This window comes from Paenibacillus elgii NBRC 100335 (assembly GCF_004000865.1).
GTDB classification, from domain to species: Bacteria; Bacillota; Bacilli; order Paenibacillales; family NBRC-103111; genus Paenibacillus_G; species Paenibacillus_G elgii.
Window position 1 is genome coordinate 100,292 of the sequence record NZ_BIMB01000006.1, and the last position, 12,507, is coordinate 112,798.

Genomic DNA, 12,507 nt, shown 5'->3' on the forward strand with positions numbered 1-12,507 from the left:
AAAGAAGCAATGAGCAAGTCGGCAGCTTGCGAGCCGCTGCCCGCAGCACCGTAAAGCGTGTCCGGCCGACCGCGCGGGCGTCAGCCTCCGCGCCGTCCGGACAAACGCGATCCCCCGCCGCAGCCCCTTTAAAAGCTACATACCCCCTTGTGCGACAACTTGAGGGGTCCGGGGGCGGCGCCCCTGGGGTCCCCCTTTGGAAAGGGGGATTTAGGGGGATTGTTCACCACACAGTATAAGGAGATGACAGCAGATGCAGGCAAGATTGTTGTTGGAAGACGGTACGCTGTTTACCGGCAAAGCATTCGGAAGCACCGGCGACTCGGTTGGCGAAGTCGTGTTCAATACAGGCATTACAGGATACCAAGAGGTATTGTCCGATCCGTCCTATTGCGGACAAATCGTGACCATGACGTACCCGCTGATCGGAAACTACGGCATCACGCGCGACGATTTCGAATCGATCCGCCCGTTCATTCACGGGTTCGTCGTTCGCGAGCATGAAACGGTGCCCAGCAACTGGAGAGCCGAGTACTCGCTGGACAGCCTGCTTAAAGAATACGGCATTATCGGCATCAGCGGTATCGACACCCGGATGCTGACCCGCCGCATCCGTCACCATGGCGTCATGAAAGGCATCCTGACCACCTCCGAGAAGCGTGTGGAAGAACTGCTGGAGCAGCTTAAAGCATCGCCGCTTATGACCGATCAAGTGTCCCGCGTATCTACGAAAAGCGTGTTCAGCGCACCGGGAACGAAAGAACGGGTCGTTCTCGTCGATTTCGGCTCGAAGAGCGGTATTTTGCGCGACTTGACCAAGCGCGGCTGCGACGTCGTCGTCGTGCCACAAGACACGACCGCGGATCAAATCCGCCGGCTGGCGCCGGACGGCATTCTGCTGTCCAACGGCCCCGGGGACCCGAAAGACGTGCCACATGCGGCGAAAATGATCGCCGAGCTGCTCGGTGAATTCCCGATCTTCGGCATCTGCCTCGGCCATCAATTGTTCGCGCTGGCGAGCGGTGCCGATACGGAAAAGCTGAAGTTCGGTCATCGCGGCGGTAACCACCCGGTAAAAGATTTGGCTACGGGCCGCTGCTACATCACATCGCAAAACCATGGCTACACCGTAAATGAAGAGTCGATCGCCGGCACGGATTTGGAAGTGACTCATATCAACAACAACGACAAGACGATCGAAGGGCTGCGCCACAAGAAATATCCAGCCTTCTCCGTTCAGTACCATCCGGAGGCAGCGCCGGGACCGTTCGATTCGAGCTACTTGTTCGATGACTTCCTGCAGCTGATCCGCGATCATAAGCAAAACAACCCGCAGCTTCCGCGTCAGGCGCAGATCGCAGCGGCATACAAAGCGGGCAGCACGGCCGTATCCGCATCGAAAGGGGAGCTCCACTATGCCGAAAAATAATAACCTCAAAAAAATTCTCGTGATCGGCTCCGGTCCGATCGTCATCGGACAAGCGGCGGAATTCGACTATGCCGGCACGCAAGCTTGCCAGGCTTTGAAAGAGGAAGGCTTCGAGGTCGTTCTGATCAACAGCAATCCGGCAACGATCATGACCGATACGAACATGGCCGACAAAGTATATATCGAGCCGATTACGCTCGACTTCGTCACCCAAATCATTCGCCAAGAGCGTCCGGATGGCTTGCTGCCGACCTTGGGCGGGCAGACCGGCCTCAATATGGCGGTTGAGCTGGCACGAGCCGGCGTACTGGAGCGCGAAAACGTGAAGCTGCTCGGTACTCAGCTGACGGCGATCGAAAAAGCGGAAGACCGCGATTTGTTCCGTGATCTGATGCGCGAATTGGAACAGCCGGTGCCGGAAAGCACAATCGTTACAACAGTGCAGGAAGCGCTCGATTTTGCGAATGAAATCGGCTATCCGATTATCGTACGTCCGGCGTACACGCTGGGCGGTACGGGCGGCGGTATCTGCGCCACTGAGGAAGAACTGCTGGAAACTGTTTCCTCCGGTATTCGTTACAGCCCGATTGGCCAATGTCTGATCGAGAAAAGCATCGCCGGCATGAAGGAAGTCGAGTACGAGGTAATGCGCGACGCAAACGACAACTGTATCGTCGTCTGCAACATGGAAAACTTCGATCCGGTTGGCGTTCATACGGGCGACAGTATCGTTGTGGCGCCGAGCCAGACGCTGTCGGACCGTGAATACCAAATGCTGCGTTCCGCATCGCTCAAAATTATCCGCGCCTTGAACATCGAAGGCGGATGCAACGTGCAGTTTGCGCTGGACCCGCACAGCTATCAATATTACGTCATCGAAGTGAATCCGCGGGTTAGCCGCTCGTCGGCGCTCGCTTCCAAGGCAACCGGCTACCCGATTGCTAAAATGGCAGCCAAAATCGCGATCGGCTATACGCTCGACGAAATCATCAACCCAGTGACGGGCCAAACGTACGCTTGCTTCGAGCCAACGCTGGACTATATCGTATCCAAAATTCCGCGCTGGCCGTTCGATAAATTTACCGCGGCAAATCGCAAGCTCGGCACGCAAATGAAAGCGACCGGCGAAGTCATGGCCATCGGCCGCACGTTCGAGGAGTCGATTCACAAAGCGGTCCGCTCCCTTGAAATCGGCGTTCACCGCCTGTATTTGAAAGATGCGGAGACATTAGACCAAGAGACGCTTGAGCAGCGGCTTGTGAAGCCCGACGACGAGCGCATCTTCCTAATCGCCGAAGCAATCCGCCGCGGATACAGCGTACAGCAATTGCAGGATTTGACCAAGGTGGATTGGTGGTTCCTGCACAAGCTGGAAGGCTTGATTGCCTTCGAAGCCGAGCTGCTTGCGCCGGAGCTGAGCGAAGAGCTGCTCCGCGAAGCGAAGCGCAAAGGCTTCACCGATCGCGCTATTGCCGAGCTGCGTCGTCAGGCTGACAAAGGGCTGAGCTTGACGCAGGAAGCGGACGTTCGCGCATACCGGATCGGTCTGGGGCTGAAGCCGGTTTACAAAATGGTCGACACCTGCGCCGCGGAATTTGAAGCGACGACGCCTTACTACTACTCGACCTACGAGACGGAAGACGAAGTCAAGGAAACGGTCAAGCAAAAAGTTGTCGTGCTCGGCTCCGGTCCGATCCGGATCGGTCAAGGGATCGAATTCGACTACTCGACCGTACATGCGGTATGGGCGATCCAAAAGGCTGGCTATGAAGCGGTCATTATCAATAACAACCCGGAGACAGTGTCTACGGACTTCAATACATCGGACCGGCTGTACTTCGAGCCGCTATTCTTCGAGGACGTCATGAACGTCATCGAGCGCGAGCAGCCGATCGGCGTTATCGTCCAATTCGGCGGACAAACGGCGATCAACCTCGCTGCGCCGCTCACGAAAGCGGGCGTACGCATCCTCGGCACGGATTTGGAGAATATCGACGCGGCCGAAGACCGCAAAAAATTCGAAGCGCTGCTGCGTCAGATTGACATCGCACAGCCGCCGGGCGGTACGGTAACCTCGGTGGACGAGGCTGTCGGCATGGCTTCCCGCTTTGGGTATCCGGTGCTCGTTCGTCCGTCGTATGTCCTTGGCGGCCGCGCGATGGAAATCGTCTACTCTGACGAAGAATTGCTCAGCTACATGGAGTATGCGGTCAAAATCAACCCGGAGCATCCGGTGCTCATCGACCGTTACATGCTCGGCAAAGAAGTCGAAGTTGACGCGATCTGCGACAAAGAAACGGTTCTTATCCCGGGCATCATGGAGCACGTGGAACGGGCCGGCGTTCACTCCGGCGACTCCATCGCGGTATACCCGCCGCAGACGGTATCCGCCGAGCTGAAACAAAAAATTATCGACATTACGACCAAAATCGCCAGAGGGCTGCAGGTTGTCGGTCTCGTCAACATCCAGTTCGTCATCTATCAAAACGAAGTGTATGTGATCGAAGTGAATCCGCGCTCCTCGCGTACGGTTCCTTTCCTCAGCAAAGTGACGAAAATTCCGATGGCCAACGTCGCCACTCGCGTTATTATGGGCGAAAAGCTGGCCGATATGGGGTACCAAACCGGCCTATGGCCGGAAGACGAGTTTGTATCCGTCAAAGTGCCGGTCTTCTCCTTCGCGAAGCTGCGCCGTGTCGATACGACGCTCGGACCGGAGATGAAATCGACGGGCGAAGTGATGGGCCGCGACAAAACGTTTGCCAAAGCGCTCTATAAAGGTCTGATTGGCTCCGGCATGAAAATTCCGCCGGCAGGCGCGATCATCGCTACAATTGCTGATAAAGATAAAGCCGAAGCGATTGATATTTTCCGCGGTTTCGAAAGATTGGGTTACCGCATCGTCGCTACGGGTGGAACGGCACAGGCTTTGGAGGACGCCGGTCTCCAGGTGAACCGCGTCAACAAGCTGAGCGAAGGCTCGCCGAACATTCTCGACCTGATCCGGAACGGCGAAGCGCACTTTGTCGTCAATACGCTGACGAAGGGCAAAACGCCGGAGCGCGACGGCTTCCGGATTCGCCGCGAGGCGGTAGAGAACGGCGTCGTCTGCATGACCTCGCTGGATACGGTAAGCGCGCTGCTGCACGTGTTGGAGTCTATCTACTTCCAATCCACGGCTATGCCTGCGAATCACGCATAACAACAATTGCATTAGCACAGCGTTTCGCTTCTTGCGGAAATGCTGTGCTAATCCCTTGATTAGGCCCTTCTACGAGCCTCAGATTGACTTGATTTTAATGAAAAGGGGCGATAACTTATGTCTACCAACTTAGCGGCGGCGAAGCGCATCATGGTCGCGCTCGATTATGCCGAGGCGAAGCAGGCGGAGTCGCTCGTCCGGTCGCTGGAAGGCATTCCGTGTTATTTGAAGGTGGGAATGCAGCTGTTTTACAGCGCCGGTCCGGCGTTTGTACAAATGCTTAAAGAAAAGGGCTATAATGTCTTTCTCGATCTCAAAATGCATGATATTCCGAATACGGTCAAAGGCGGAGCGGAGAGCATCACGAAGCTTGGCGTAGATATGTTCAACGTGCATGCGGCCGGCGGCAAGCAGATGATGGAGGCGGCAATGGAAGGCGTGGACAAGGCGCTTCAAGCCACATCCGGTCCTAAGCCGATCGTCATCGGCGTTACGCAGCTCACCAGCACAAGCCAGGCGGTCATGAACGAAGAAATCGGCATCGAAGGTACGGTAGAGGATGCGGTGATCCGGTATGCCCGATTGACGCAAGCCGCCGGTCTTCAAGGTGTGGTAGCCTCTCCGCTGGAGGTCGTTGGACTTAAAGAGACGTGCGGCAGCGGCTTTGTGACCGTGACACCGGGCATCCGTCCGGCAGGAGCGGACATCGGCGATCAATCCCGCGTCATGACGCCGGAGCAAGCGTTCGCCCAAGGGACGGACTATATCGTCATTGGCCGTCCGATCACAGCCGCACCGGACCCAAGAGCGGCGCTGGAAGCAATTATTGCCTCGGTCGAAGGGCTGTAAAAAAGCGCATTTTTTATACTTAAGGAGATGAAATCGAATGACAACCCCATCGATTCGTATAAATCCGGAGCTAGCCGGGCAAATCGCCGCGGATCTGCTCGCAATCGGCGCAGTAGCGCTTCGTCCTCAGCAGCCGTTTACTTGGACGTCCGGCCTGAAATCGCCGATCTACTGCGATAACCGACTGACCATTTCGTTCCCTGAGATCCGCGAACGGATCGCCGAAGGCTTCGTTACGCTCATCCGCGACAATTTCCCGGATGCGGAAGTCATAGCGGGAGCGGCAACCGGAGGTATTCCGCATGCGGCTTGGGTGGCTCAAAAGCTCGGCCTACCGATGGTTTACGTGCGCGACAAGGCCAAGGGCCACGGGAAGGAAAACTTGATCGAAGGCTTGATCAAGCCCGGGCAGAAGACGGTAGTCATCGAGGACTTGATCTCGACAGGCGGCAGCTCGCTCAAGGTGGCCTTGGCCGTCAATGAAGCCGGGGCGCAGGCTCTTGGGGTGCTTGGCATCTTCTCGTATCAGTTCGAGAAAGCGAGAGAGGCCTTTGCGGGATCGGGCATTCCTTTTGAGACGCTGACGAATTACTCGGTACTGCTCGACGTCGCTCTTCGGAACGGCAGCATTCAAGAGCAGGACTTGCAGGCGTTGAAAGCATGGCGTGAAAATCCGAGCGAATACGGCAAAGCTTAAATAAAAAATTTTGGCATTCGAATTCTTCCGCTACGGTAAAAGGAAGAACTCGGATGCTTTTCTTTTTTCACCGGGTGATACAAAATAAAGCTGGTCCCTGTCTTATGTATAGCTGCAGCTGAAAGGAGGACATCACAATTGGAACATCCGGATTCCGATTATTTCCGTCATATATTTTATAAGCATTACCCTTCGGTGCGCCGAAAATTAATCGCGCTTGTCCGCGACGAGGCAGCCGCCGATGATTTGGCCCAGGAAGTATTTCTGAGGTTATACCGCAATCCCCCGGACGATCCGCAAGTGATCGGCGCCTGGCTTCATCGGGTATTGACACGAATCGCCTACGATCATATGTCCAAGCGGGCCCGTGAACGGGCGCTTCAGGAGAAGCAGGAGCTTCATCTGCGGGTAACGGAGCAGGAAGGCAAGTCGAACGAGGAGACGGTGTTGGAGCAGTTTGAGCACGAGGAATTGCACGGGTGGCTGGACCAGCTTTCGGAACGGGACCGGCAAGTATTGCTCCTTCGATTCTCCGGCTACAGTTACGCGGAGATTGCCGAGAAGCTTCAAATTCGCACACCGCTTGTAGGCACGCTTATCCACCGGGCGACCGCCCGATTGAAACGGCATGCGGAATTGCAAACTCAAGTTGAATAGGAGGACCGCGGCATATGACTGAGTCATTTGTAAGGAAAAATTCCGACCCCACGGATGCCGCTTGGGAGAAGCTTCAGCAGCGGCTTGCTTCCGAACCGAAATCGCTTCGTTGGGAGCAGTGGGCAAAGGAAGCTAATAATTTAAATCCGTCGGCGGCAGTAGCCGTGGAGACAGAATCGTCACAATCGATCGCAGTATCCGATAGTCGTTCGTTGCCTGTTTTAGAACCGGAGAAGACAGCGGGGGAGATGCCTAAAGCTCATCCGCTCGTCCGTTGGATCAAACGGCGTAGGAAGCGGGTGGCTGCTTCGGCCGCGGTACTGGTACTGGCCGCTTTCCTGAGTACACCAATCGGCAACGAGGCGCTAGCTTCCATCTTGAATAAATTTCGAATGCAGGAAATGACGGTCGTTCAGGAAAACGATCTGATGTATTTGCTGAACAGCGCTTTTCCGGAAGGACAAACGAAAGAAAGCATCAACAAGCTTGGGGCATTCACGAATACGTCCGGCAAAATAAGCGGAGTATTTGAGGTTGATAAGCTTTCACAGATGCTGGGGCGCAGCATCGTCATTCCAAAGGATTACGACGCCAAGCAAGATAAGCCTTACGTTAGCCCCTCCAATACGCTGACATTAAAATTGAACGTTGACGAAGTGAACCGGGCGATGTCCAGACTTGGCGCGAAGCAGATGCTGCCCGAATCAGTGGACGGCAAAGCGATTACGCTTGAAACGGGCGAACAAGTCCATCTGAACGTGAGAAACGGCGAACGAAATTACTCTCTAACCCAGCAGCCGATTCCCGTCGTATCTGTCGATCCGTCCATTCCGGTAGCCGAAGCGCTGCAAGCGGTTCTGCAGTTCCCGCTGCTGCCGGAGAATTTGAAGCAGAGCTTGCGGAACGTGGACCTGCTCACTACCGGAAACGTGCCGCTGCCTATCATCACGAATCGCCCTGCCGAGAAGGTCAAGGTGGGGAATACGGATGTGTTGATTATGACGGAATCTACGAACAAGCAAAATTATTACTCTGCCATGTGGGTGAAGCAAGGTCAACTCTTTGAACTTTATGGCAATAACGATCTCACGGGTCGCGAAGCGCTGCTTGGCAAAGTGAAGGAGCTGATCGGCTCTTGACCGGGCTAGCCATTACAGCGCATGAGCTGACGAAAGATTACGGCAACGGCCGCGGGTGCCGCAGCATTACGATTACCGTAGGGGAAGGGGAAGCCTTTGGCTTCCTCGGCCCGAATGGGGCGGGCAAGAGCACCTTTGTGAAAATGCTCGTCGGCTTGATCCGGCCGACTGAAGGGCACGGTACGATTTGCGGCCATCCGATCGGCTCGTTGGAAGCGAGAAGGCATTTCGGCTACTTGCCGGAGCTGTACCGGTACCAGGAGTGGCTCAGCGGCGAAGAAGTGCTGCAGCTGCATGCCCGGCTATGCGACGTCGAAGCTTCCGAAGCGAAGCGGCGCATTCCGGAGCTGCTTGACCTCGTCGGTCTCGGGCTGCGGGGCAAAGACCGGGTGAAGATGTACTCCAAAGGAATGCAGCAGCGGCTCGGATTGGCTTGCGCCCTGGTGAACGACCCGCCTATCGTTTTTTTGGACGAGCCGGCCTCCGCGCTTGATCCATTGGGCCGGAGAGACGTGCGAGAACTGCTTCGGCTGATGAAGGCGCAAGGAAAAACGATTTTTCTCAACTCGCACTTGTTGGAGGACGTGGAGCTGCTGTGCGACCGCGTCGCCTTGCTGAATAACGGTCAAATTCTGCAGGTTGGCTCCGTGGCTGACGTGCTGCACGAGACATCCCGCTGGCACCTTCGTGTCGGCGGGTTTGCGCCGTTTTTGCTGGCCTGGCTTCAGGAAGCCTCAGGCCTGACCGTACGTCTTCTTGAGATGGAAGCGGAAGAAGATTCGGTCTGGCTGGAAACGGAGCTGGAGGATGACGAGCAGATCGGCTGGTTGAACGCGATTGTCATCGAGCAGGGGATGACGTTGTACGAAGTAAAGAAGGCAAAAACGAAGCTGGACGAATGGTTCGTCAGCTCCGTTGCCGGACGGAGCCACAGGGGGGAACGCGAATGATTACCATCATCGGCTCGACTTGGAAGGAGCTGCTGCGCAAACGGGTCATGTTGCTGACGCTGCTGATGACCGTTATTTTCCTGTTCGCCTTCTGGTTTGTTGCCAAAACTATCGGTGCAAGCTTGCATGAGAGCCATTTTTCGTCGGACATACAGCATATGATTGAAGTTTACGAACGAAGTGCGATGATCTTGTCGCTCGGCTTTTTTTTCGGTTCGTTCGTCATTGCTTTTTTGTCCATTTTTAGCTCGTTCTCCGTGATTGCAGGGGAAGCCGAGCAAGGTGTACTGCAGGCGTTAATGACTCGGCCATTATCCCGTTTATCCTGGTATATGGGGCGTTGGATCGGATTTGTCAGTTGGGGGATCGGTTACGCGACGCTGCTTTTTATATCGATTCTGCTGGTATCTTGGGCTCATGCCGGTATTCCCGGTGATATCGTATCGCTAACGCGTTCGTTCGCTTTGTTTATTTTCGTTGTGCCGCTGCTTGTATCTTTATCAATGCTGGGCTCTTGTCATTTCTCTTCCACCGGGAACGGCGTGTTGATGACGATGCTTTACGGGGCGGGATGGCTCGGGGGGATGATCGAAAAAGTGGCAGGCTCGATCCAACTCGATCAAAATATAGCCATTAAGCCGCTGCTGACCATCGCAGGAATCATGTCGCTTGTCATGCCGGCCGATTCGCTGCAAAACCGGATGCAAGCGGAGCTGTTTGCAATGGATGAGTTTCAAGGACTGCTGAATATTAGAAGTCTTCTCGGTTTTTTCGGTGTCGGCCAAGTGCCGTCAAACGCCTTTCTAATGTATAGTGCCGGATATATGCTTGTTATGCTGCTGCTCGGCTTGTGGTCGTTTCGGAGAAAAGACCTATGATCCGCGCGCATCTTACCAAAAAAAGCCCGTCTGCTCCATTCATCGCTTGCTTGCGATGAGCGGGGAGACGGGCTTTGTTCGTATAGGATAAGCTTACTTCTTCAGCAGAGCCCAGCGATACGCATACTCGAACAGAAACTCGAACGCTTCGAGGTGGCGCTTCGCTTCGAAGGCATTGGCGCCCCAAGCGTAAATGCCGTGCTTGCGCAGCAAAATGCCGGGAATGCGCGGCACGATCGCGCCTTCGACCAATTCGGCGATCCGCGGAATTTCCGCGTAGTTGGGCAGAATCGGGATATCGATGTGCGCTTCTTCTTCCCATATGTTGAAGGCCTTGATCAGCTCGACGCCGTCCACCGGCACGCTGCCTCGTTCTGCATACAGCTCGGAGACGAGATTGTTGAACACGGTGTGCACATGAAAAATCGCGCCGCAGCCCGTCAAACGGTAAATCTCGCAGTGGATCAGCGTTTCCGCGGACGGCTTCAGGCCGGTCGTTTCGATCGGTTGGCCCGATTGGTCGACCAGCAAATAGTCGGAAGGCGTGTTGACCGATTTGTCCTTGCCGCTCGCCGTAATGGCAAACGCAAACTGCTCGGGAGAAAATTCTCCCGTCCGGATCGACAGATTGCCGCTTGTGCCCGGAAACCAGCCGCGTGCGGCAAGCAATGTTTTAATCTCCCGCAGCTCGGCGAACGCCTGCTGCTTCTCTTCCAAACGAATAGCGCTAAAGCTCACGCACTTTCATCTCCTCTAACCGCTTGATCACGTCGTGAAAATCTTCAAAAGGATAGTAATTCAACCCGAGCTCTTGGCACAGCTCAATCAGATGGGAGCGGGCGAATACCGTATCGGCCAGCTTCGCCCCGGCAAAATCGGTTACGCTGTCGCCAATCATGATGCGCTCGTACTTTTCCCGCGGATAGGAGCGGATGATTCTCGTTTTGCACATGCCGCAGTCGTTGTCACATTCGGCGTCGCACGTATGCGGCCACAAAATGCGGATATGCGTGCCGCTGAAATCGCTGGCGTTGCAATAAATGTTCTCCTCTGGAATCGCAAACGAGGACAGAACGGGATAGACGAAAAAGTCGATGCCGCCGCTTGTCACCAGGAAGAGGATGCCCTCCTGCTTGCAGTAATCCAGCAGCTCGCGGAACCCGCTGCGAATCGTCACGTTGCCGATCGCGTAATCGACGACTTCCTGCCGGCGGGAGGCCGGAAGCAGCGCAAACATGTGTCCGACGCCTTCCCGGATCGTGATTTCCTTGGAGATGACTTGATTCACCAATGTATCCCAGCCCTCGGGCTGAAAATGCTTCATAATCGCCACGATATTGTCGTTGACGGTAATCGTCCCGTCGAAATCGCAAAAAATAACCCGCTGCTTGCTCATTCTTTAATCCCCCAAGTGTCAATTGCGGCTTGCAGCTCCGGATGTCCATCCGCTGCATACTCCCGCAGCGGAACGCCCGCCTGGCAGCCATCGATCGCCTGCCGGAAGGCTCGCCCGCCGGCCGCAGCACCCATAGGATGGCCATGTACCCCGCCTCCCGCATTGACCACCACTTCTCCGCCAAAATCCCGCAGAATCAGCGGTACAAGCCCGGGATGAATACCGGCCGAAGGAACCGGAAAGCTCGCTGCGAGCGGAACTTGTCCGTTCACGGACGCCGATGCGCCGTCTCCGACGTAAATATAATCGGCGCGTTCGGTTGTCAGCAGCGCTTCCTTGATCGCCATGTTCTCTTCCTTCGGCATAACGACGGAACCGTACGGCGAAGGGAACAGCACCAGATCGGCCCCGGCGAGCCGCATGAGCTTGCCAAGCAGCACGTTCGCGGCGATGCCGTGATACGGCGACGGATACAAGGCCCCGGCGAGCGACGGGTGAGCCATCAGCGGCACGTTGACGTCAGGGTGCCGGCTCAGCTCGCTGAGAGCGTCAAAGCCGTAGGCAAGCACATTGAACAGAAGCGCGTTGGCTCCAGCGTTGATCGCTTTTTTGGCTTGCTCGACGAGCCCGAAGGTCGGTCCGGTCAAATTGGCCGCGTACAGCAGCTTCTGGCCGGTTTCCCGCTCGGCTTCGGCCGCCGCCTGCATGCACAGCTCGACCCGTTTCTCGATTGGGGTCAGCGGATTCTCAAACAAAATCTCGTCGTCCTTGATCAGGTCGACGCCGCCGAGCGCCTGCTGATAAAACTGCTCCTGCAGTGCGGGCAGATCATGGCCGATCACCGATTTGAAAATGCTCATGAGCAGCGGACGGTCGTGGACGCCAAGCAGCTTGCGCACGCCCCGGGTGCCGAAGCGTGGTCCCGGAAAGGCGGATAAGAACGACTCGGAAAATGCCAGGTCGATCAGCTTGATCCGGCCGTCCATCGACAGCTTCCCGAAAACCGTAACAAGCAGGGCAGGGATATCGCGGCTGAAATTAATATCGGGATAAGCGATACGAATATCCGCATATCTTGCGGAAGCGGCCTCGCCTGCGGACGGTTCGTGTACGTCCACGCTGACGACGCGGCCGAGATGCTTTTCCATTTCCGCCTTGCGAGCTTCCGGCAGCTCGGTCCAGCTTCCGACGGTCAGACCGACGGCGATGCCGGTCGCTTTTTTATGAAAATCGGCTTTCTCGTCGTAGCAACGGTAGGTGGCTACGCAATACGCTGAGGATATAGCAACACTCACAAACGGACACCTTCT

11 protein-coding genes are annotated in these 12,507 nt (G+C 55.8%); 8 read left to right on the forward strand and 3 right to left on the reverse strand.

From position 1 onward, the window contains the following. Window positions 1-253: 253 nt before the first annotated feature. The 8 genes from carA (at window position 254) to PEL01S_RS06770 (ending at window position 9,801) form a co-directional block, all read left to right on the forward strand. The gene (gene carA / locus PEL01S_RS06735) at window positions 254-1,429 is read left to right on the forward strand and encodes a glutamine-hydrolyzing carbamoyl-phosphate synthase small subunit (RefSeq protein WP_127459785.1); all 1,176 of its coding nucleotides are present in this window, start codon (window positions 254-256) and stop codon (window positions 1,427-1,429) included. Continuing rightward, on the forward strand, window positions 1,416-4,631 hold the full coding sequence (carB, locus tag PEL01S_RS06740) for a carbamoyl-phosphate synthase large subunit (protein WP_127459786.1): 3,216 nt from the start codon (window positions 1,416-1,418) through the stop codon (window positions 4,629-4,631). The genes carA and carB overlap by 14 nt, the downstream gene beginning before the upstream one ends. A gap of 117 nt (window positions 4,632-4,748) precedes the next feature. After that, window positions 4,749-5,480 (forward strand): orotidine-5'-phosphate decarboxylase, encoded by a 732-nt coding sequence (gene pyrF, locus PEL01S_RS06745; RefSeq protein ID WP_127459787.1) that lies wholly within the window; start codon window positions 4,749-4,751, stop codon window positions 5,478-5,480. A 37-nt stretch (window positions 5,481-5,517) separates the two neighbouring features. Further along, window positions 5,518-6,177, forward strand: a complete 660-nt coding sequence (gene pyrE, locus PEL01S_RS06750) for an orotate phosphoribosyltransferase (protein WP_054976066.1) — start codon at window positions 5,518-5,520, stop codon at window positions 6,175-6,177. Between the two features lie 138 nt (window positions 6,178-6,315). Beyond that, the gene (locus PEL01S_RS06755) at window positions 6,316-6,834 is read left to right on the forward strand and encodes a sigma-70 family RNA polymerase sigma factor (RefSeq protein ID WP_127459788.1); all 519 of its coding nucleotides are present in this window, start codon (window positions 6,316-6,318) and stop codon (window positions 6,832-6,834) included. Between the two features lie 14 nt (window positions 6,835-6,848). Continuing rightward, window positions 6,849-7,973, forward strand: a complete 1,125-nt coding sequence (locus tag PEL01S_RS06760; RefSeq protein ID WP_127459789.1) for a hypothetical protein — start codon at window positions 6,849-6,851, stop codon at window positions 7,971-7,973. Continuing rightward, window positions 7,970-8,923 carry an ABC transporter ATP-binding protein gene (locus PEL01S_RS06765; protein WP_127459790.1) on the forward strand — a complete coding sequence of 318 codons (954 nt, stop codon included), beginning with the start codon at window positions 7,970-7,972 and terminating at the stop codon, window positions 8,921-8,923. The genes PEL01S_RS06760 and PEL01S_RS06765 overlap by 4 nt, the downstream gene beginning before the upstream one ends. Further along, a complete protein-coding gene (locus tag PEL01S_RS06770) occupies window positions 8,920-9,801 on the forward strand; it encodes an ABC transporter permease (RefSeq protein ID WP_127459791.1) in 882 nt (293 codons plus the stop codon). The genes PEL01S_RS06765 and PEL01S_RS06770 overlap by 4 nt, the downstream gene beginning before the upstream one ends. Window positions 9,802-9,894: 93 nt before the next feature. On the opposite strand, the gene mtnB is transcribed toward PEL01S_RS06770, so the two are convergent. The 3 genes from mtnB to PEL01S_RS06785 are packed head-to-tail and all read right to left on the reverse strand — an operon-like array spanning window position 9,895 to window position 12,492. After that, window positions 9,895-10,539, reverse strand: coding sequence for a methylthioribulose 1-phosphate dehydratase (gene mtnB, locus PEL01S_RS06775; protein WP_036677417.1), 645 nt, complete (start codon window positions 10,537-10,539; stop codon window positions 9,895-9,897). Then, window positions 10,529-11,197, reverse strand: coding sequence for a 2-hydroxy-3-keto-5-methylthiopentenyl-1-phosphate phosphatase (locus PEL01S_RS06780; RefSeq protein WP_127459792.1), 669 nt, complete (start codon window positions 11,195-11,197; stop codon window positions 10,529-10,531). Before PEL01S_RS06780 ends, mtnB begins: the two co-directional genes overlap by 11 nt. After that, window positions 11,194-12,492, reverse strand: a complete 1,299-nt coding sequence (locus tag PEL01S_RS06785; protein ID WP_127459793.1) for a 2,3-diketo-5-methylthiopentyl-1-phosphate enolase — start codon at window positions 12,490-12,492, stop codon at window positions 11,194-11,196. Before PEL01S_RS06785 ends, PEL01S_RS06780 begins: the two co-directional genes overlap by 4 nt. Window positions 12,493-12,507 lie beyond the last annotated feature (15 nt).